The 22,283-nt window shown below is 31.9% G+C and carries 19 protein-coding genes and 2 riboswitches; of the genes, 1 reads left to right on the forward strand and 18 read right to left on the reverse strand.

Annotation, left to right across the window (positions count from 1 at the left end; genetic code table 11):
- Nucleotides 1-199: 199 nt before the first annotated feature.
- The 5 genes from G9F70_RS20615 to G9F70_RS20635 all read right to left on the reverse strand — a co-directional run bounded on the left by G9F70_RS20615 (nucleotide 200) and on the right by G9F70_RS20635 (nucleotide 4,701).
- A complete protein-coding gene (locus tag G9F70_RS20615; RefSeq protein ID WP_164945546.1) occupies nucleotides 200-655 on the reverse strand; it encodes a PadR family transcriptional regulator in 456 nt (151 codons plus the stop codon).
- A 6-nt stretch (nucleotides 656-661) separates the two neighbouring features.
- Nucleotides 662-1,510 (reverse strand): DegV family protein, encoded by an 849-nt coding sequence (locus tag G9F70_RS20620; protein WP_164945547.1) that lies wholly within the window; start codon nucleotides 1,508-1,510, stop codon nucleotides 662-664.
- Nucleotides 1,511-1,744: 234 nt separating this feature from the next.
- Complete coding sequence (locus G9F70_RS20625; RefSeq protein ID WP_164945548.1) at nucleotides 1,745-1,963, reverse strand: DUF1450 domain-containing protein; 219 nt, start codon at nucleotides 1,961-1,963, stop codon at nucleotides 1,745-1,747.
- Nucleotides 1,964-2,072: 109 nt separating this feature from the next.
- Nucleotides 2,073-3,398, reverse strand: a complete 1,326-nt coding sequence (locus G9F70_RS20630; RefSeq protein ID WP_164945549.1) for a cobyrinate a,c-diamide synthase — start codon at nucleotides 3,396-3,398, stop codon at nucleotides 2,073-2,075.
- Nucleotides 3,399-3,516: 118 nt separating this feature from the next.
- On the reverse strand, nucleotides 3,517-4,701 hold the full coding sequence (locus G9F70_RS20635; protein ID WP_164945550.1) for a pyridoxal phosphate-dependent aminotransferase: 1,185 nt from the start codon (nucleotides 4,699-4,701) through the stop codon (nucleotides 3,517-3,519).
- Between the two features lie 162 nt (nucleotides 4,702-4,863).
- Nucleotides 4,864-4,997, reverse strand: a riboswitch (cobalamin riboswitch).
- A 132-nt stretch (nucleotides 4,998-5,129) separates the two neighbouring features.
- Between G9F70_RS20635 and G9F70_RS20640 the strand changes: the two genes are divergently transcribed.
- The gene (locus G9F70_RS20640) at nucleotides 5,130-6,044 is read left to right on the forward strand and encodes a transposase (RefSeq protein WP_164945551.1); all 915 of its coding nucleotides are present in this window, start codon (nucleotides 5,130-5,132) and stop codon (nucleotides 6,042-6,044) included.
- Nucleotides 6,045-6,277: 233 nt separating this feature from the next.
- Here G9F70_RS20640 and cobS read toward each other — a convergent pair whose 3' ends face one another.
- The 13 genes from cobS to glgD form a co-directional block, all read right to left on the reverse strand.
- Nucleotides 6,278-7,030: an adenosylcobinamide-GDP ribazoletransferase gene (cobS, locus tag G9F70_RS20645; protein WP_164945612.1), complete on the reverse strand. Its 753-nt coding sequence runs from the start codon at nucleotides 7,028-7,030 to the stop codon at nucleotides 6,278-6,280.
- A gap of 34 nt (nucleotides 7,031-7,064) precedes the next feature.
- Nucleotides 7,065-7,670 carry an alpha-ribazole phosphatase gene (cobC, locus tag G9F70_RS20650; RefSeq protein WP_164945552.1) on the reverse strand — a complete coding sequence of 202 codons (606 nt, stop codon included), beginning with the start codon at nucleotides 7,668-7,670 and terminating at the stop codon, nucleotides 7,065-7,067.
- Nucleotides 7,667-8,770: a nicotinate-nucleotide--dimethylbenzimidazole phosphoribosyltransferase gene (gene cobT, locus G9F70_RS20655; protein ID WP_164945553.1), complete on the reverse strand. Its 1,104-nt coding sequence runs from the start codon at nucleotides 8,768-8,770 to the stop codon at nucleotides 7,667-7,669. Before cobT ends, cobC begins: the two co-directional genes overlap by 4 nt.
- A 150-nt stretch (nucleotides 8,771-8,920) precedes the next feature.
- A complete protein-coding gene (locus G9F70_RS20660) occupies nucleotides 8,921-9,181 on the reverse strand; it encodes a DUF3892 domain-containing protein (protein WP_164945554.1) in 261 nt (86 codons plus the stop codon).
- Nucleotides 9,182-9,761: 580 nt separating this feature from the next.
- The gene (gene rpsA, locus G9F70_RS20665; RefSeq protein WP_224617719.1) at nucleotides 9,762-10,742 is read right to left on the reverse strand and encodes a 30S ribosomal protein S1; all 981 of its coding nucleotides are present in this window, start codon (nucleotides 10,740-10,742) and stop codon (nucleotides 9,762-9,764) included.
- 376 nt (nucleotides 10,743-11,118) lie between these two features.
- A complete protein-coding gene (locus tag G9F70_RS20670) occupies nucleotides 11,119-12,057 on the reverse strand; it encodes an ABC transporter permease (RefSeq protein WP_164945555.1) in 939 nt (312 codons plus the stop codon).
- Nucleotides 12,050-13,132 carry an ABC transporter permease gene (locus G9F70_RS20675; RefSeq protein WP_164945556.1) on the reverse strand — a complete coding sequence of 361 codons (1,083 nt, stop codon included), beginning with the start codon at nucleotides 13,130-13,132 and terminating at the stop codon, nucleotides 12,050-12,052. Before G9F70_RS20675 ends, G9F70_RS20670 begins: the two co-directional genes overlap by 8 nt.
- On the reverse strand, nucleotides 13,133-14,650 hold the full coding sequence (locus tag G9F70_RS20680) for an ABC transporter ATP-binding protein (protein ID WP_164945557.1): 1,518 nt from the start codon (nucleotides 14,648-14,650) through the stop codon (nucleotides 13,133-13,135). It lies immediately after the preceding gene.
- Between the two features lie 37 nt (nucleotides 14,651-14,687).
- Nucleotides 14,688-15,794 (reverse strand): BMP family ABC transporter substrate-binding protein, encoded by a 1,107-nt coding sequence (locus tag G9F70_RS20685; RefSeq protein WP_164945558.1) that lies wholly within the window; start codon nucleotides 15,792-15,794, stop codon nucleotides 14,688-14,690.
- 108 nt (nucleotides 15,795-15,902) lie between these two features.
- Entirely contained in the window at nucleotides 15,903-16,475 is a 573-nt protein-coding gene (locus G9F70_RS20690; protein ID WP_164945559.1) for a xanthine phosphoribosyltransferase, read from the reverse strand.
- Between the two features lie 207 nt (nucleotides 16,476-16,682).
- A riboswitch (purine riboswitch) is annotated at nucleotides 16,683-16,784 on the reverse strand.
- A gap of 442 nt (nucleotides 16,785-17,226) precedes the next feature.
- Nucleotides 17,227-19,659, reverse strand: a complete 2,433-nt coding sequence (locus G9F70_RS20695; protein ID WP_164945560.1) for a glycogen/starch/alpha-glucan phosphorylase — start codon at nucleotides 19,657-19,659, stop codon at nucleotides 17,227-17,229.
- 44 nt (nucleotides 19,660-19,703) lie between these two features.
- Entirely contained in the window at nucleotides 19,704-21,137 is a 1,434-nt protein-coding gene (gene glgA, locus G9F70_RS20700) for a glycogen synthase GlgA (protein WP_164945561.1), read from the reverse strand.
- A 24-nt stretch (nucleotides 21,138-21,161) separates the two neighbouring features.
- On the reverse strand, nucleotides 21,162-22,274 hold the full coding sequence (gene glgD, locus G9F70_RS20705) for a glucose-1-phosphate adenylyltransferase subunit GlgD (protein WP_164945562.1): 1,113 nt from the start codon (nucleotides 22,272-22,274) through the stop codon (nucleotides 21,162-21,164).
- Between the last annotated feature and the right edge of the window lie 9 nt (nucleotides 22,275-22,283).

Consider the following 22,283-nt stretch of genomic DNA (forward strand, 5'->3'; position numbering starts at 1 on the left):
GCATTTTTGGATTCCATGGGATTATGCTTAGACTCTCTAATTGAATTTTATTTGTAATATATTCTATTTTTATATTTAAATTCCTTTTTAATTCAGAAATATTACTATAGATTTTTTTAGTCTATGGTCTTAGCCTATATGCTGGACGTACAAAAGGAGCTGCAAGCGAAATCCCTGCAGCTCCTTATTTAACAATATACTATTTGTATAAATCGCTATAAATTATCTTAAATACTTCCAACGCTTCTTCGATTTTATCTTGCAATAGGTATTTTTTATTTTCTAATTGCCTTTTACCGACCTCGGTGATTTTATAAATTTTCTGAGCCTTCTTCGCGTTACTCCATTCACCAACTACTAGTTTTTCCTTTTCCAATCTTTTTAAAAGAGGATATATTCCACCTGTACTAGGAACCCAAAGACCATTTGTCCGCTCTCCTATTTTGTGAGATATATCATTTCCATTAGTTTCACCTAAACTTAGAATAAATAATGCGTACAGTGGTAGTAATCCTTTTGTGAATACTTGCCCCACTGCTTCTTTTTCCTTTTGAACTTTTCGGAGTTCTAGAAGTTTTTTCTTATATTCTTCATAAAGTCTTTTTTCTTCAGCCCTAATGTCTATCTCACTTTCTTTAATCTCTATATTAGCCATCTATATTTAAGGTTCCTCTATACAAACCATTCCTATTAAACCTGGTCCACTATGAACTCCTGATACAGGGCTTATATATCCACCAAATTCTATAGAAATAACGTTTGGATGAGGACGTATACTCTCCATTACTTTTTTAGACTCTTCTAAAGCATCGCCGTGAACTATATAAACTCTACACTTCTTTTTATCTAAAATATTGTTTGTAAGTTCTACAAGCTTATTGAGTGATTGCTTTCTACCTCTTACCTTTTCACAGGTAACATACTTACCATCAGTATCTACAGCGATTATAGGCTTAATATTTAAAAGCTCTGCTATAGTACCTGAAACCTTTCCTATTCTTCCACCCTTTTTTAAGTACTCTAAAGTGCCTACTAGAAAATATAGATGGATTCTCTTTTTAATAGAGGGAATAGCTTCTACAATTTCTTCAAAGCTCTTTCCTTCTTCTATAAGTCTTCCACATTCAGTTACTATTAACCCTTCACCAAGAGCTATAGATTGTGAGTCACATATGTGTGTATTAATTCCTGGATGATTTTCACTTGTAAGTTTCATTGCATTGAATATACCCGATAACCCAGTAGACAGCGTTACTGCTATAGCATGAGTGTATCCTTGTTCTTCCAATTTCAAAAATAGTTCTTCCATATCCTTCATCGATGGCAGTGAGGATGTAGGTACTTCTTTTTCCATATTTGCATAAACTTCCTGTGATGTAATATCTACATTGTCTAAATATTCTCTATCAGAATAGATAATCCTAAAGGGTAATACATTAATATTATATTTCTCTATGAGTTCTCTATTTAAATCGCTTGTAGTGTCTGTAATTAAAGCTATTTTGTTCAAATTAACTCCTCCTATATGCTTTATATTGACATTATATCACTATCGATTATATGTATCAATAGTGATACATAAGAAAAAAATTACGTGGGGACGGTTAACAATTAATTCAACTTTATGTAAGGGGACAGTTAACAATTAATTCAACTAATTACGCAAATTGGAGGAAACAGCTCTAACATAAAAACAACCCTCTTTAGCTACTATAACGCTAAAGAGAGTTATCTAAGGAAGATTCTACTCTAACTCCATGTACTCACCTATAATATCTAATAAACTCTCACAATCTTCTGCTTCAACTAATTCCCCATTTATTCTGGCAATTAATGTATTACCGCATTTATCGCAAGCACCTATACATTTATTAAGGGTAACTGTACATTCTGGGTACTCATTTCTAACAGCTTCAACAACTTCTTCTATTCCTACGTTATGCTTACAAAAACTAATCTTCATATATGTAATCTCCTTTTGCTGATTTTACTAAATGCAAAATATTTTCTTCTAATGTATTGTACCAAAAAATTCGAATAAAAGGAATATAGTTAATTCTTTTGCTTTTCATCTATTTAAATATTTCCTTAAACCATTCTAAATTACCAAAAAAATGCACATGTCCATAGGCTGCTAAGGTGTTTTTCAAAGCATATCCACATTTCCAACTTTTATGGCTACCATCATAAATCTGTTTAGAAAGTTTGAATACATTTTCTGCCTCTAGCTCAACAGTAGATTTATGAAATTCATGACAGTTTATACTCATGTTTTTGGATATAATATTATTATCTAACTCTACCTTGATTTCTGCATATCCAAAATTCTGAAGTTTTTTTGTCAAAGTATAATAACCTTCAAAAAAACCAACTGTATTATTTGATGTTTGCTCTTCCACACCTAGTTTTTCTCCTAAAGTAAGATACATTAATCCTCCACATTCCGCATAGCAACGCAGCCCATTATTAAGAGATTTTTTTATACTTTCTAGCATAGATGCATTTTGAGATAACTCTTTTATAAACACCTCTGGGTATCCTCCACCTATATAAAGAAAATCAATATTACTTGGAAGCTCATCATCCTCAATTGGACTAAAGTATATAACTTGTCCCAGTTCCTCTAAAAGCTCTAAATTTTCTTTATAATAAAAACTAAAGGCTTTATCATAGGCCACAGCTATTTTTTTTCCCTTATACTCCACATGAAATTTATCTATGTATTTTTCACTTTCTTTAAATCCATCTAATAATAAATTCATATCCAAATGCTTTTCTAATAACTGAGCACATATTTCAATTTTCTCTTCTAAATCCTCGACTTCGCTGCTTTGAATTAACCCTAAATGCCTACTTTTTAAATCTAACCTGTCATCCTTCGGAAGATAACCTAAGACCTTCAAGTTACAGTTTTCTTTAATAGATGCTTTAAGTAAATTATAATAACTTTCTGTTACATTGTTTAGTATTATGCCCTTTATATTAGCGTCTTTGAAATTCGCTATTCCATTTATTTCTGCACAAAGAGTTGCTACCTGAGCCTTTGGAGACAATACAAGTATAATAGGTAAGTCCAAAACCTTTGATATGTGATAAGTAGAATAGGATGTATCTGTACCTTTCCCATCATATAAACCCATAACACCCTCAACCACCCCTAAGTCACCATCGCCTCTAGAAAAGCTAGCTTTAACTCCCGCCTCTCCCATAAGATATAAATCTAAATTTCTTGAATCACTACCGGTTATCTTTGTATGAAAAGCTGGGTCTATATAGTCAGGGCCTACTTTGTACCCTTGTACCTTAAATCCTCTATTTTTTAGTGCTTTCATAATTCCCAGTGTTACTGTGGTTTTACCACCACCACTGCAATTCGAAGCTATAATTATACTCTTCATTTTTAATCTTCACATCCTTGTTTTGCTAGAATTCAAATAGTTGTTATCCATCTTCAATGTTTACCTGTCCCCGCCTAATTGCCGTATTTATATCCAATGTTTACCTGTCCCCGCTTGATTAAACTTTAAATTTCAAACTCTCTAGCATTGCCACCAATTTTTCATTGCTACCCCTATCCTTAATAGCCAGCCTTATATACTGTTTATCAAGTCCTCTAAAATTGTCTGCTTTTCTTATTACAAAGCCTTGTTCTAGGCAACTCTTATAAAATTCCTCTGAGTTTAGTCCTTTTTCAAAGGCAAGTCCTTTTTCAAAGGCAAGTCCTTTTTCAAAGGCAAGTCCTTTTTCAAAGGCAAGTCCTTTTTCAAAGGCTAGTCCATTTAATTTGCAAAGCACATAATTTCCATAGGTTAAAAATACTTCTTCTATAAAATAAATATTTTTCAATGATTTTAAAAATCTAGGTCTTTCCTCTCTTATCCACTCTTTGCTTTTTTGAATATATACACTATCCTTTAACACATGGCGTGCTGCAACTTCTGCAAAGCAATTTATGTTCCATGGGTTTTGTTTTGATTTAATATTTTTTATTAAATCAGCATTACTACTTATTCCATACCCAAACCTTATACCAGGCATTGCAAAAAATTTAGTTAAAGCTCTTATTATAAATAAACACTTGTACTTTTTAACTTCGTCTACAAAACTGTGCCTGGAATCTCCCGTAAATTCAATAAAAGCCTCATCTATTATTATTACTTTATTATTACTCTCACAATATTCAAGAATTTTTTGAAACTCGCCTCTATCAATGATATTGCCATTAGGATTATTGGGATTACCTAAAACCATGGCTTCTACCTTTTGTAATTTATTTAAAATATCTTCATAATCATAGGAAAGCTGAGCATATTCAGTCTTTAATAAGTCATTATAATTAATATCCTCTTTTAAATAGGAATACTCTATATTACAACCCCACTTTTTAGCATCAATCTCATACTCTACAAAAGAAGGCACAACAATTAATAAGCTTTTATGACAAGCTATAACCAAGTCAATTATTTCTGCAGCTCCGTTGCCTAAAACAAAATACTCTTCTGGGCAATCAATATATTCTCTTAAAGCTTTTAACACATCTCTATATTGAATATCTGGATATCTTGTTAAGGCATTTATTGCTTCATTAATGTTATCAATGAAGCTTTTAGGAACCCCTAATGGATTTATATTAGAACTATAATCAATTAACTCTCGGCCCTGAAGTAATCCATCAGTATAAACGTCTCCACCATGTATCATTAAATACCTTCCTTTCTATTTATAACTTTTCAGAAGCCACCCAGCTTCTTCAATATACTATCTTTTTAAACGCAAAAAAAGTAGTAAGCTTAAGATAGCGACTACTTTTTAATTAATTTATAATTAAATTAACTATATTAAAAAGCTATTTCCCTCCGAAATCTTTGTTAACATCATTTAGGCAGGTCTCCTGGCTTTTGAAGAGCTATCCTCAATTACAGTAGCGGGGGCTGCTGCGGATTTAAACCGCATTCCCTTTTCACCTATTAAAAGGCACCTAAAATTCTATTCTATTTTAACTACAGTTTATTATAATTACGCCCTCATGTCAATAAAATGCTTGGGGACGGTTAACAACTTTTTGAACTATGAATATCTTCACCAGTTAAAGGCAATAATATAAAAAATTATATAAAGAGGTGTTTTTTATGGCAAGAAAAGCAAGATTAAAAACAAATGATGCTATATACCATATTATGTGTAAAAGCATCACTGAGGTAGATTTGTTCAGAGATGATGAAGATAAGAAAAAATATTTATCTCTTGTAAAAAAATACAAAGATCTCCATCATGTTAAAATTTATGGGTACTGTCTTATGGATAACCATTCACATCTATTAATTGATGCTAATGGTGCAGATATATCAAAAGTCATGCATGGAATAAATTTTTCTTACGCAATGTACTTTAATAAAAAGTATAAAAGAGAGGGCCATCTTTTTAAAGACAGATTCAAAAGCAAAATAGTTGATAGTGATAGATACTTAAGGACTGTATCACTATATATACATAATAATCCTACAGATATAAGTGAATTTAAAGATTGTCCTGAAAAATATGCTTTTTCTAGTTTGGGAATATATATTGGAAAACGACGTGACCATTTAAACATAGTTGATTACGGATTTGTCATGGGCTTTTTTGGTAATAATCTTAAACTGGCAAGGAATTATTACTATAGCCTTGTTTTTGGATGCACCGACGAAAAATTAAAAGAAGAATTTGAATTTAAAGATGAAAAGACAAAGTATTGCAGTGTCCGGACAATACTTGTAAGAAACTTTAAGCCTGAAGATATCATAGAATTTATAGCAGTAAAGATGAATATAGCAAAGCTCCAACTTCATATGAAGTACAGTCGAAAACTTGTAGAAGCAAGAGCATTAACCGTTGTTTTAATGAGGAGTATTTGCAATTTAAAATCCAGTGATATATCCAACATACTTGGAAACATTACACCAGCTAGAGTATCAAAATTAAGCAGTATTGGTCTAGAATTAATTAGAACTAACAAAAACTACGAAAATATCCTTGAGGAATTTATTAAATGTTACGCTGAGTAATTAATATTAAGCTTAATACCTTATTGTATCTCTATATTTTAATTTATAAAAAATTACAAGATAATATAAAGCTATTTTTAATTAAATAAATTTGGACAAGCCTTTAAAAATATCATATCTTATTAAAATATCCCATGAAAATAAGTACTGAAAACATCATTAATTAAAAAGTACAAAGTTTCATAAAAACCTTGTACCAAAATATAGTTTAATTAATTGTTAACCGTCCCCGCTTAATTCATAGCTACAAATAAAATCATAATTAAAATTTCAACTAATTCATTATTAGCACCTAAACTATCTCCTGTAAGTCCCGTAATTTTGCTTTCACAAAACTTATTAAAGAGTAAACTTAAAAGGAGCCCTGAAGCTATTAATATAACACTTTTATTAAATCCTATTAATAAAGTCCCAAGTATAATAGTTGTAATACCTGTAATCACAACCCTTTTAACGTCTATATTGCCAATAAATATATTGCCTGAGCCATTTTCTTTAGCATTTTTTCCGATAAAAGATAAAAACACTACAGTAAACCTTGCAATTACTGGCGTTGCAATTAATATAAATGGTAAATTTAATTCTATGATAGTATATACTGCTGCGTATCGGGCTAACATATCGAATACTATAGCAACACTTGCATAAGTACCTACTCTACTATCCTTCATAACTTCTATTATTTTATCTTTACCACCTTTTAAGGAAAAGAAACCATCGCAGGTATCTCCAAGTCCATCTACATGCAAGGCACCAGTAATAACTATTGGTATAATAACTACAAATATTGATGTAATATTTATTGGTAGCGCTTTTATTAATATATAATAAATTAACCACTGAATAATTCCAATAAATAATCCTACCACAGGAAAAAATATAGATCCTCGCCTAAAGTTCTCTTTTTCGCATTTTAAATTTATGTTTATCGGTATACGTGTAAAAAACTGAAAAAACAGTAACAAATCATTTAAATATTCTCTCATTTTGTTTGCTTGCAAAGACTTATCCCTGCAAACCTCACCTCTTTCCTAAATATGCGTTATGCATTATGGTATCAATATATAAATTCCCATATTCATATTTTATAACGCTTATATCTCCATTTTTACAACCAAATTTCCAAAATAAATCTATGTTTTCGTTCATAACATAACAATATATAGCTCTTATTACTCCAGAATGAGTGCAAATTAAAATATTATCACATTCTAATTTTTTAATATCCTCCATAAAGCTCTTAACTCTTTCACATAACTGAATATAACTTTCACCTCTAGGAGGTATAAATTCCATCCAATTATTTTGCCAACAAAGACATTCTTTGGGATAGAGCGTCTTAATTTCCTCATAGGTTTTTCCTTCAAAATCTCCAAAATTAGTCTCATTTATTCTATTATCCTGTATAACTTGAATTTCCGCTTGTCCTAAAACTAAATTAGCCATTTCTGTGGTTCTTTTTTTATCACTAACATATACTCTATCTAATTTTATATCATTAAAGAAAGCATTAGCTTTGTTTCCTTGACTTATGCCAATTGCATTTAGACTTATATCCAAATTACCATAATAGGAGCCCCTTCTATTTTCTTCTGTCTGACCATGCCTTAACAAATAAATATTCATAATTTCTCACCTAAATCGTGCCCCATGGTATTATCCCTTATATCTATATACTTTTTGCTATCCAAGGTTGCCTCTTCAAAGGTTCCCATATTATCCATTGTGAATAACGCCGCTTCGATTATATTAAACGCAAGAGGGCACCCTGAACCTTCGCCGAGTCGCATATTCAAATTCAGCATAGGTGCAAGTCCTATTTCCTTCATTATAAACGCTGCTCCAGGTTCCGCAGATAAGTGAGATGCAAATATATATTCCTTTACTAGGGGATTTAATTTATAAGCACAAAGTGCAGCTGCTGAAGCTATAAAACCATCGATAACAATGGGCACTCTATTTTTCGCAGCGGATAGGAAGCAACCACATAGTGCTGCAATGTCAAATCCTCCAACTTTTGAAAGTACATCAATAACATCATTTTTATCTGGTTTATTTACTTCAATAGCCTTTTTAACCACTCTTTTTTTATTCGTAAATTGTTCCTCCGTAATTCCTGAGCCTTTACCTACAGACATCTCTACATCAAGCCCCGAAAGAACACTTAAAATTGCTGCACTTGTGGCAGTATTTCCTACACCCATTTCCCCTGTACCAAACAAATCATAGCCTTTATTTGCCAAATCGTCAATTGTTTCTATACCAATTTCTATAGCTTTTATTGTTTGCTCTTTAGTCATTGCAGGCCCCTTAATCATATTCATAGTACCGTATGCAATTTTTCTATTTATGATTTTAGGGTTATTAAAGTCTGCATCAACCCCTACATCTACAACTGTAATATCACTTCCAACAAATTTTGATAAAACATATACGCCGGTAATTTTTTTAGTAAAATTATTAGTAACTGTAGCCGTTACACTTTTAGGGCAATTAGATACTCCTTCTTCTACCACTCCATTATCGCCACACATTATAACCACATTTTTTTTATTAATCTTGTTATGTATCTCTCCAGTAATACCCGCCATTTTGGCTATAATATTCTCTATCTCACCAAGACTTCCTATAGGTTTTGTTAAACTATCAAGTCTTTCCCAAGCCTTTTTCATAGCTTCTATATTTGCCGGTTCAATACACTGCAAAGTATTTTTTAAAATTTCCACTTGCTTATACCCCCGTTCTGATCTAAGTCTACCCCTTAATTTTAACACATAAACCTTAAATAGTGTTCAATAGTTGCATTAGTTTAATTAGTTGTTAACCGTCCCCACTTAACTAACTAAAAAGCAGGGACAACCTAATGTCCCTGCTTCTTAATAGATATCGTTATCGTCTATAACTGGTAAACTGTCTAAATTATTGGATTTATCTCCATCAGGTAAACTTCTGAGGAATTCTTCACCTTTTTTTGAAGTTGATATAGAAACTCCGCCTATATTGCCTTGCCTCGCCAAAAGGACTGCTTGTTCTTTTGAAACTATATCTCCATTTTCAAATTCGTAGGCTGTTATTTCTCCACTATTGTCCTTAACTACTCTACTAATCATATGAGTTGAGCTTTCTTTTTTATCCATAATTACACTCCCTCCCTTAATTCATTAAACACATAAAATATGTGTTTCTTATTTTAGATACATAACCAATGTTAAATAGATTATAAAACGAAATATCTACTTATACAGTTTTACCAATTATATAATTATTTATGAGAAATATTTATATATTTATCAATAATACTACGAGAGTTATTCCAACTTGGTTGTACTATTTCTTATTAGCATTGTTATCATATTTTACTAGATAAAATTTGCGCCAGTGGGATTTAGAATTTAAATTTCAAACAAATATTATCCTACACTAGCCTAAAATGGAGGTGTTTATTATGATCCAAGCTATATATTCGAGAAAATCTATAAAAACTATAAAGATGCAAGTGGTTCTGTATAAAGTCATTTAGAAACCATATGCTCCATCTACGAAGCCATAGTTCTTAAGCTAACACTGCTTTGAATCGGAACTTCTTGTAATGTACAGTAATTTTACTGCTAATTCTAAATAAAATATAAGTATCCCCAAAAAAAAATAACAAGTCAATATGCTAGCATACTGACTTGTTATTTTTTCGGCTTTGTCTAAACAAAACTATGAAAGGATTTATTCAAATTTAAAATCCTTAAATTTATCTTTTAATATATCTCCTAAAGTTAAGCCTTGCTCTTCACCATTATACTGTGAAAGATCACCATAACTTTTATCTAATGCTTCTTTAATACTTAAACTTATTCTTCTATCTTTTTCATTTATATCACCAATTTTAACTTTTACAACATCTCCAACCTTTAATACATCAGAAACCTTTTCTATACGATCTTCTGATATTTCTGATAGATGAACAAGTCCATCTATACCTGATGGTAGTTGAACAAAAGCACCAAATTCCATTATTCTTACTACAGTTCCCTCTACTATATCATTTGTTTTATATGTGCTTGATATATTATTCCAAGGGTTTCCTGCTGCTGCTTTAAGTCCTAGAGATATTCTTCCTTTTTCTCTATCAAGATCTATTACACGAACTTCCAATTCTTCTCCAACAGATACTACTTCTGATGGATCTTGAACTCTTTTCCATGATAATTCTGAAATGTGAATAAGACCATCAACGCCACCTAAATCTACAAAAGCACCAAATTTAGCTAGTCTAGTTACAACGCCTTTTCTCATGTCGCCCTTTTTAAGTTCATCCCAAACTAAATTTCCCTTAGCTTCATTTTCTTCTTTTTCTATAGCTTTTCTAGATAAAACTAATTTTTTGTTTTCTTTCTCTAATTCAATTATCTTAACTTCCATAGTTTTTCCTTTAAAATCTTGTAAATTTTCTATGTAGGCATTTGACATTTGTGAAGCAGGTATAAACGCTCTAATTCCGTCAACATCAGCCGTAGCTCCACCTTTTACTATTTCATTAATAGTAATTTCAAAAGTTTTATTTTCATCTAAAATTCCTTGCAATTTATCCCATACTTTATCGCTATCTCCACTATTTGTAGAATCCATAGATTCCTCAATACTGCCCATCACGTCTTTCATTGATATTTCTTCTTTATTTTCTGTTGTTAAATTTTCTGTTGTCATATAATACACTCCTTCTATTAAATAATTATTATTAAAACTATCCTTGAACTACCTATATAGACTAATATTTCATTCTATATATGCTTATTCAAATCATGGTTATTTTGATGATTTCATAGACCGAACATAAAATCAGTTTTGTTTATCTGACTTTCTTATCATTGTTACCATTTAAATATCACACTATCCATTATACACAAAAAAATCATAAAATACAAAGTTGTTTGAAATTATTCATAAAATAGTTGGGGACGGTTAACAACTATTTGAACTATTTGCATTTAAAAGTGCATTAATTGTTAACTGTCCCCATGATTCCATGATTTTAAAAGTGCCAGCAATGTTAACTACTTCCTAACATTGCCATCACTGGCACTTATCTTTCTTCCCTAAAATAAGCATTAGACAGTCCAGCCGGTGGTGAATTTTTGTTAGATTTTTTCATGGACACTATTACTAAAATTATTATTGTAACTATATAAGGTAGCAAATCAATAAGATATTGGTTTACCGCAAAATTAGGTAGGCCCTGAAGTCTAAATCCTAATATGTCAAGACCACCAAATAGATATGCGCCTATAAGTGCTCTATGAGGCCTCCAAGTGGCGAAAATCACTAAGGCCACTGCTATCCACCCTCTGCCTGCTGTTACATTCTCTTGCCAAGCTGGTACATAAACAAGGGATAGGTATGCTCCACCAAGACCGCAAAGAGCTCCGCCTATTAAGGTATTAACATATTTATATAAATTAACATTTATACTAGCTGCATCGGCAGCTGCAGGATTTTCTCCTACCGCCATGGTATTTAAGCCCTTAGCAGTTTTATATAAGTATATAAACAAAAGTAGGGTTATAATATATCCAAGATATACAAATACATCTTGATTAAAAAATATATCGCCTATAAAAGGTATATCGCCTATTAGAGGAATTCTTTTAGGCACAAAAAATGTTTTAATTTTATCTGGGGTAACTTGCCCTATCAATTTTTTACCTACCATACTTGAAAACCCAGTTCCAAATATAGTTAGTGTAAGCCCACATACAACTTGATTTGCTCTTAGTGTTATAGTTAAGAATGCATAAATCAGTGCACCAAAGCCTCCCGCAATCGCCGCAGCTAACATTGCTATAATTGGACTTCCCGTACTTAAACCTGCCATAAATCCAATGACAGATCCCATAAGCATCATACCTTCTACACCTAAATTAAGATTACCTACTTTTTCAGTTAATATTTCACCTAAGGTAGCAAAAAGTAGAGGCGTACCAGCTACAACTGCAGCGGCTAAAAATGTTGTTATACTATTCATTTTTATTACCTCCCTTTTTCTGAAAATTTACAGCTCGAAAATTTATTTTATATCTAGTAAAAAATTCGCTGCCCAATACGAAAAACAGTATGACAGCCTGTATTAGCTGTGCCGCCGCTTGAGGTATTCCAAAGGCTGTTTGAATAAATGAGGCTCCCTGTAAAAGTGCCGCAAAAAGTATAGATACTATTACTATAATAGGTGCACTTAAGGCTGAAAGCCAAGCTATAATTATAGCTGTAAATCCAGCACCACCTGCCACCTCCGCAGTCAAGGTTCTACTAACTGCTGATGCTTGAATTACACCAGCGATTCCACATAGAGCGCCGCTTAAAAATATAGCTATATACATGGTTTTTCTAATTTTAATTCCTGCATATATTGCTGTTTTTTCACTTTCACCAAGCACCGCAATTTCATAACCCTTTTTAGTATATTTCATGAAAATATAAACTAGAACAACAAGTATAATTGCGATTATCCATCCCATATGTATGCCAAAAACATCTGGTAGCATTGCATTTGGAGAAAAATTAGGTATTTTAGGGAAACCCATTGCCCTTTTATCCTTCCAAGGTCCATATTGCAAATAGGTGATAAATTTTAAAGCTATGTAATTTAGCATTAAGGTTACAATCGTTTCATTAGTTTTCCATTTACCTTTAAGTAAGGCTGCAATTAATGCCCATAAGCCACCACCGAGTATTCCTGCGCAAAACATTAAGAGTAATAGTGGCAATTTATCCATATGAGGAAATTTTAAAGCAAAAAAGCTAGCGGCAAAAGCTCCCATTACTATTTGCCCTTCTCCACCAATATTCCAAAATTGCATTTTGAAGGCTATAGATATACCAAGTGAAGTTATAATAAGTGGTATTGCCTTAATAAGTGTTTGCTTAATACTATAAGTAGATCCAAGGCTCCCCTCTATAATCGCAGCATATACATCTATTGGATTAAGTTTAATTACTAGCAAAAACATACCTAATACCAAAAGGGATAGGAGAATTGCAATGCATCTGATTTTAAAATTATCAGTTTTACTTATTTCAGCTTTTTTAACAATGTGCATCATCTATATCCCCTCCTCAACTGTTTTTCCCACCATCATCATACCAATTTTTTCTCTTGAAGCATCCACTGCAGAAACAATGCCAGTTACCTCACCATGACAAATTACCATAATCCTATCACATAATTGAATTAACACATCCAAATCTTCTCCAATGAATAATACCGCAGTTCCTTTTTTCTTTTCTTCATTTATTAGGTCGTAAATTGTATAACATGTATTAATATCCAGACCTCTTACGGCATATGCCATAATAAGTATTTTTGGGTACATGCTTAATTCTCTTCCCACTAATATTTTTTGAATATTTCCACCGGATAAATATTTTATAGGATGATATATGTCTGGTGTTTTAATTTCAAACTCCTCCACCATTTTTCTTGCCTTTTCAATGACTGGTTTTCTATCTATAAATAGTCCTTTTTGTTTATGATAATCCTTTAGCAAAAGGTTATCCACCATGTCCAACGACGCAACAAGGCCCATTCCTAATCTGTCCTCTGGTATAAAGCTCATGCTTATACCTTTATTAATAATATCCCTAGGAGATTCTCCTACCAGGTTCTCCCCTTCAAGAAATATTTCGCCACCAGCTACCTTCTCGATTCCTGCAATGGCCTCACATAATTCCTTTTGTCCACTACCAGCAATTCCAGCTACACCAAGAATTTCACCGCGTCTTAAGCTGAAACTAATATTTTTAATTATTTCTGCTTTTTCAGCGTTTAACACTTTCAAATCTTTTACCTGTAGCAATATTTCTCCTGGCTCTCTATCAACACGATTTATAGATAAATCCGCCCTGCGTCCCATCATTAGTTCTGTTAGATATTTTGGTGTGGCATTTTCTTTTTCCACGGTTTTTACAGCTTCACCTTTTCTTAAAACAGTAATTCTGTCACAGATTTCCATTACTTCATCCATTTTATGGCTTATAAATATAATTGCACAACCTTGCTGCTTCATCTTTTTCATTATCTTGAATAATTTAGCTGTTTCACCTTGCGTAAATACTGTGGTAGGCTCATCTAATACCAAAATATCAGCACCTCTATAAAGCACCTTTAATATTTCAAGATTTTGCCTCTCTCCAACTGCCATATCACAAACATATTTATTTATATCTATCTCCAACTGAAATTTTTCACATATATCAACAATTTTTTTAACTTCTAACTTGTCCTTAAAAAATATGCCACTATTTTGACCTAGTAATATGTTTTGCTTGGCAGTCATTTCCTCAACTAATTTAAAATGTTGATAAATCATTCCTACTCCAGCTTTTATGGCATCCTTTGGGCAAGTGAAATTCATATTTTTCCCATGAATAAAAATAGAACCGCTATCAGGGGTATATACCCCTGATAGCATGTTCATAAGAGTGCTTTTACCTGCTCCATTTTCACCTAAAAGTGCATGGATTTCTCCACCATGCACCGTTAAATTCATATTCACATTAGCTACTACTTTTCCGAAGGTCTTACTAATATTTTCTATAGATACATAAGGGATTTTATCCATATTTTACTTCTCCTGTCCTTAATATTTTAAATATATATTATTTTTCTATTTTTCCTTCTACTCCTTTAACAAACCAATTGAATTGTAATAATTCTTGATCAGTCATAACTTTACCCTTTGCAATTTTAACTGCTCCACTTTGATCTTTTAGTGGACCTACAAATATTTTATTTTTGCCGCTTATAATAGCTGCCTTACCAGTTTCTACAGCATCTTTTGCTCCAGTTGGTGCATTTGCCGTTAGTGGTGCAAGAGACACAATTCCAGACTCTAATCCTTTCCAATAAGTTCCTGATTTCCAAGTACCTGCTTGAATAGCTTTTATTTGCTCAACATAATATGGTGTCCAATTCCAAACTGGTGATGTCATGTATGCTTTAGGTGCTTTAGCTTGCATATCTGTATTATACCCAATAGCAGATATTCCAGCTTCTTCTGCTGCTTGTAATGGTCCTGCAGTGTCTTGATGCTGAGTAATTACGTCTACACCTTCAGCAATTAGTGCTTTTCCTGCTTCTTTTTCTCTAGCTGGGTCATACCAAGTATTAGTCCATTTTACCTTTACTATTGCCTCTGGTTTCACCGATTGTACCCCTAGTGCAAAAGCATTGATTCCTCTTATTACTTCTGGAATTGGATGTGCTGCTACATATCCTATTTTATTAGTTTTAGTTTTCATTCCAGCAACTTTACCTGAAAGATATCTCGCTTGATACATACGACCAAAATAATTTGACATATTTTCTGATGTTTTGTATCCAGATGCATGAAGATATTTAACATCAGGGTGCTTTGCCGCAGACGCTTCCATCCCATCCATAAAACCAAAGCTTGTTCCTACAATAACATTGGCTCCTCCATTAATCATTTCTTCGCATACCTTTTCTACTTCTGCTAAATCCTCTTTTACTGATTCTTTAAATAGTGTCTTTACGCCCAGTTGTTTTTCAAGCTCTTTTCTTGCAATATCATGAGAATAAGTCCAACCTTCATCTCCTACTGGTCCTACATATATAAATCCTACCTTTATTTCTTTTTTCACAGTATCTTTTGTCTCAGTTTTTTTCTCACTAGCACATCCAACTAAGGCTAAAGACATAATTAATGTAAATGCTATTAGTAAGCTTCCTAATTTTTTTTTCATTATAAATACCCCCTTTATTCTTCTCTTGCATATATTTTCTCTAGTAATACTAATTATTAACCCTTATGTGAACTGCTTACCACCTAAAAGGTGGTAGAATTCCACTCCTTATTTAAAAACTACCTTGTTATCTTTTATAGATTTTATTATGGCCAATGACTCTACCTTAATACCTTCCTTTTCTATTCGACTGCGTCCATCTTGAAATGCCTTTTCAATTACAATTCCCACTCCAACAACCTCAGCTAAGGCCTGACGTACAATTTCTACAAGTCCCAGTGCTGCATTTCCATTTGCTAAAAAATCATCAATTATTAAAATTTTATCTTCACTATTTATGTATTTTTTACTGGCTCTTATCTTATAATTCTTATTTTTTGTAAATGAGAATACATCTGCTTCATATGTATCAGAATCTAAATTAGCAGCTTCATGTTTTTTTGCGAAAACTACAGGAATATTACCAAAATATTGCGCTACAATACATGCTATTCCTATACCAGATGCTTCAACTGTTAGTATTTTTGTAATTTCATTACGCGCAAATCTTTCTTTAAATTCCTTTCCGATTTCATTAAAAAGATTTATATCAATTTGATGATTCAAAAAGCTATCCACCTTTAAGATTTCACTACCTATTATTGTTCCTTCAACTAATATCTTATTTTTTAATGTTTCCATAATTTTTCTCCTTTATTCATTAAATTTTCAACATATTTTAAACAACAAAAAAACTCCACAGTTAATTTTAACTAGGGAGTTTATAATAAAAATAATAACCCTAAAATTCATAAGTATAAAAAGTAATTTCTTTAATCTTAAAGAACAAACTTTTTATATTTTAAACTAAAGGTAACCACAATAATGACGTATTCCAAAATCATTGCACTATTTTATCAAAACACCCATAGTCAAGTATTTTACGGTTACTTGGTAGAAACGCTTAGTCCATATTTCTAAGCATATATGAGTTTACGAATATTAAATTTTATTTTCTTGTTAATTGTTCGTATATGTATTCTTTATAACAATATTACAACATTTTTTTTATTAATTCAACATTTTTTTATTGATTCTACTTATTTGTAGATTTCAATGTGAAATATTCCACTAAATCATCTCCTGGGTCGCTGCAATTAAAGACTTAAGAATGAGATTTACCCCCTTGTAGACCTCTGGAGCAGATAATAATTCTCAATTGTTATCCCCTCACTGAAGTTTTCCTTTTGTTGTAGTATGTGACTCCCACTTATAGAAATGGGAGACTTTCCTTCTGAAATGTCATTAAGCATTTTGCACTAAATTTTTTGTTTAGTAATAAAAATGGACGGTTAACAACTAATTAAACATTAATTAGTTGTTAACCGTCCCCAAAGAATCATGCTAACCTATTTGTAGGCTAGCATACTTACTTGTATTTAACTCTATATAATTATAATTTAACTCTAAACATTGGTGTATCCCAAATTTCTTTGGCATATTGATTTATAGTGTTGTCGCTGGAGAATATTCCAGACTTCGCAATATTGGTAATAGCCATTCTTTGCCAAATAGACTTTTGTCTAAATAGAGAATCAATTTCACTTTGAGCCCTTACATAAGAATCAAAATCTTTAAGTACGAAGAACTCATCATTGTGAGGGATCAAACTATCGTATATAGTCATAAATTCCATTTTATCAGTTTCTAAAAATCCATTTACCAACTGATTTACTATACAGTTTAATCTCATATCGCTATTATAAATATCAGAAGCTCTATAATTTTTATTCTTATAATACTCTATTACTTCCTGAGAAGTTAGTCCGAATAAAACAATATTTTCTTTTCCCACTGCATCAAATATTTCTACGTTAGCTCCATCTAAAGTTGCTATTGTTATAGCCCCATTCATCATAAATTTCATATTACCAGTTCCAGAAGCTTCTTTAGATGCAGTAGATATCTGCTGACTAACATCAGCGCAAGGAATAATTTTCTCAGCTATTGATACTCCATAATTTTCAAGGAATACTATCTTTATTTTATCGTGAGCTATAGGATCATTATTTATCTTTTTAGCAAGTGTATTAATAAGCTTAATAGTTTGCTTTGCTAAACTATAACTTGGAGAAGCCTTTGCACCAAATATAAAAGTTCTTGGCACTATATCTAGGTTAGGATTTTCGCGAAGCTGATTATATAAATGCATTATATTGAAAACATTTAAAAGTTGCCTTTTATATGCATGCATTCTTTTTACATGAACATCAAATATAGAACTTGGATCAATTTCAGTGCCATAATTTGATAATATATAATTTGAAAAGGTTATCTTGTTATTTGTTTTTATATCTTGTGTTTTCTCTTGGAAAGCAGCATCCTGCGCATAATCCATTAATTTACGGAGTTCATTCGGAGACTTTATCCACTTGTCACCTATTGTTTCAGTTATAAGGTTTGCTAGCTCTTCATTAGAATTTAATAACCATCTTCTATGAGTTATGCCATTAGTTTTATTATTAAATTTTTCTGGAAAGAATTCATAAAAATCCGCAAGTTCTTGGTGCTTTAATAATTCTGTGTGCAGCTTTGCAACCCCATTAACAGAATGACTTCCTACAATAGCTAAATATGCCATCCTAATATATTCATCATGAATAATTGACATTTTATTAACTTTATTCCAGTCTCCATTGTACCTATGGTAAACTTCATTACAAAAACGCCTATTTATTTCTTCTATAATCATGTAAATACGTGGAAGTAATTTTTTAAACATTTCTACAGGCCATTTTTCTAGTGCTTCTGCCATAATTGTATGGTTAGTGTAGGCCATTGTACCAGTGGTAATAGTAAAAGCCTCATCCCAAGTAAGTCCCTGTGCGTCCATTAGCAGTCTCATAAGCTCAGCCACAGCTACAGCTGGGTGGGTATCATTTATCTGCACTGCCACATGCTTATGAAATTCGCTAAGTGAAATCTTCATTTTTTTATAGCTTTTGATAATACTTTGCATTCCAGCACTTACAAAAAAGTACTCTTGTTTAAGCCTTAGAAGCCGTCCTTGTTCATAGCTATCATCCGGATATAAAACTTGTGAAATAGCCTCAACTGAATATTTATCCTCACCTGCTTTTGCGTAATTTCCTTGACTAAAGGATGAAAAATCAAAATCTTCTTCCATAGTCTCAGCACTCCAAAGCCTTAGTGTATTTACGGTATTATTTTTATATCCTTTTATTGGAGTATCATAAGGTACCGCTCTTACGGATTGATAATTTTCATGGATAACTTTCATTTGCCCATTTTCTTCCTTCAAATATACATCTCCAGAAAATCTTACTTCTACAGCCTTGTTTTCTTTTCTTATTTCCCAAACATTTCCGTTTTTTAGCCAATTATCAGGAACTTCTACTTGATAACCATCTTCTATTTTCTGTTTGAATAATCCATATTTATACCTTATACCGCAACCATGACCGGGCACTTGCGTAGATGCCATGGAATCTAAGAAGCATGCTGCCAATCTTCCAAGCCCACCATTACCAAGTCCAGCATCCAGTTCTATATCCTCTATATCTATCCAACTAATTCCGAGATCTGCAAAGGCCTCCTCGCAAACATCCTTTATACCTAGATTAACTAAATTACTATTTAATAATCTACCAACTAAGAACTCCATAGAAAAATAATAGACTTGTTTTGTTTTGCTTTTCCCGTATTGTTTATTAGTTTCTATCCAAGATTTAGAACAATAATCTTTTATTAATGCGCCTAATGCAACATATTGATGAAGCCTGGATGCATCCACTGCATCTTCTGCAAACATAGTCTGTAATTTTTCTATATAATCTACTTTAAATTCTTCTTTATCTATTACCACAATACTCACCACCTAAAAATTTTAAATCTACAACAAATAAAATTTTAATCTATTAAATTACTATATAAATCTATATAATTTTTAGCTGAATTTTCCCAACTATTGTTTGAAGTCATGGCATTTTTAACTAATTTATTCCAAGAATCTTTGTCCTTGTATAAATTCAGAGCACTAGTTATGGCGTCCATTAATTCATCACTACTATAATTTTCAAAAGAAAAACCATTGCCAGTACCAGTATATTTATTATAAGGTATAATTGTGTCCTTTAACCCTCCAGTTTCACGTACAATTGGAATACTTCCATATTTTAATGCTATAAGCTGACCAATACCACAAGGTTCAAATAATGATGGCATTAAAAACATGTCTGAAGCAGCATATATTTTCTTTGCTAGCACCTCATCAAAAACAATATTTGTTGATATTCTGCTTGGATATATAGACGCATAATATTGGAATATATCTTCATAGTACCCATCGCCATTGCCAAGCAACACTATTTGAATAGGAAGGCTTAAGAGTTCTTGGAGTTTCTCTACTATTAAATCTAAACCCTTTTGTTTTACTAGTCTAGTTACAATTCCTACCAACGGTATATTTTCATTTACGGTGAAACATAGTTGATTTTGAAGTTTTAATTTATTTTTCACCTTTTGTTTTAAAGAGTCTGAATCAAAATTATAAAATATTTTTTTATCAACTTTAGGATTGTAGAGTTCATAATCTATACCGTTTACTATGCCATATAATTTTTCTGATTTTGAGCGCAATAGCCCATCTAGTCCTTCACCATAAAACGGAGTCTGTATTTCCCCTGCATAAGTTTCACTTACGGTAGTTACTGCATCTGCGAAAACAATTCCGCCCTTCATAAAGGATATAGCATCATAAAACTTAAGTGCATCATCACTAAAATACCCCTCATCTAAATTTAATAACTCATCAAGTATTTCTTTTGGAAATACTCCTTGATATTTTAAGTTATGAATAGTGAATACACTTTTTATTTCACTGTATATTTCATCATCACTATAGATATCTTTAAGCAGTGCCGGCACAATTCCGGAGTGCCAATCATTGCAATGAATTATATCTGGCACAAAATCGCCCATGTATTTTATAGCTTCTAGCACGGCCTTTGAAAAATAAGAATATCTCTCTCCATCATCATAACATCCATATATCTCAGGTCTTTCAAAATAGTATTCGTTATCTACAAAGTAGTAAGGTATATCCTCATAAGTTAAATATTTCAAACCACAATATTGATTTCTCCACCCAACTGGCACAGTAAAACTAGCTAGATTTTCCATGCAATTTTTAAAGGACAGTGGAATGGTACTATATTTTGGTATAATAACTCTTGCATCAATACCCATCTTTCTTAATGCTTTAGGTAGTGCATATGATACATCCCCCAGACCTCCAGTTTTTATAAAAGGATAAGCTTCTGAAGCCACAAATAATACTTTCATACTAACCCCCCCTTAGTTTTTTTATTATTCTAATCTGGATTTTTTCTCTATAACAACTGGGAAATCTTCATCTCCTTTCAATACTGTATTCTCATTTATAATAGTATTCTTATCAAGAATAACATTAGTTAATTTGCATCCTTGTTTGATTTCACAACTTTCAAATATTATGCAATTTTTAAGTTCTGCACCGGCATGAACTATTACTCTTCTTGAAATTATACTATTTTCTATACTTCCTTTTAAAATACATCCATTGGATATCAATGCATTCTTAACTCTTGACTCATTAAAGTATTTAGTAGGTGCTCCGTCTTTACTCTTTGTATTAATTAACCCATTGTTAAAAAATAATTCCTTGGTTACTTTTCCATTTAGCATATCCATACTAGTTTTGTAATAATTTTTTACAGAATTCACACATTGAACGTATCCTTTAAACTCAAATGCATTTACATTAAGCTGAGGAGCACTATTATAAATAGCTGCTTTTATGGAATTACTATATCCTGTCTGAACTGCATTGTTTATAATGTTTATGAGGGTGCTTTTTTTCATTATAAACATTTCCATGGATATATTTAGTTTGTCCTCTGCTCCAATGTTTTTACCAATGCTCAAAACCTTATTTTCCTCATTAATATAAAGTGTACTATTATCTATATAGTGCTTTTTCCCATTATTTGTTTTTTTGTATAATAAGGTTATATCACTACCTGACTCTTCGTGAAACTTAGCAGCCTCATTATAATCCATGTTACACAACATATAGGAAGAAGACATCACTACATAATCTTGCTTTGTTCTACGAATATAATCTATATTATCACTTAATGCATCTATATCTCTTAACCTAGATCCATCTGTTGTTGAATTAAATAAAAATAGCCCATTTATTTTTCTATCCAAGTCCCAAGGTTTACCTGAGCCTAAATGGTCCACGAGTGATCTAGTTTTTGTGTTAGCAAACACACCTATATTATGAATACCCGAATTAACCATATTTGAAAGCACAAAATCAATAATCCTGTATCTTCCGCCTATAGGTATAGCTCCTATAGGCCTTGATTTTGTAAGACTTTTAATATTATCTTCATTCTCATTTAACATTAATATTCCTATGTAGTTTTTAAGCATACTGGCACC

This window comes from Clostridium sp. FP1, assembly GCF_011065975.2.
GTDB classification, from domain to species: domain Bacteria; phylum Bacillota; class Clostridia; order Clostridiales; family Clostridiaceae; genus Clostridium_AD; species Clostridium_AD tagluense.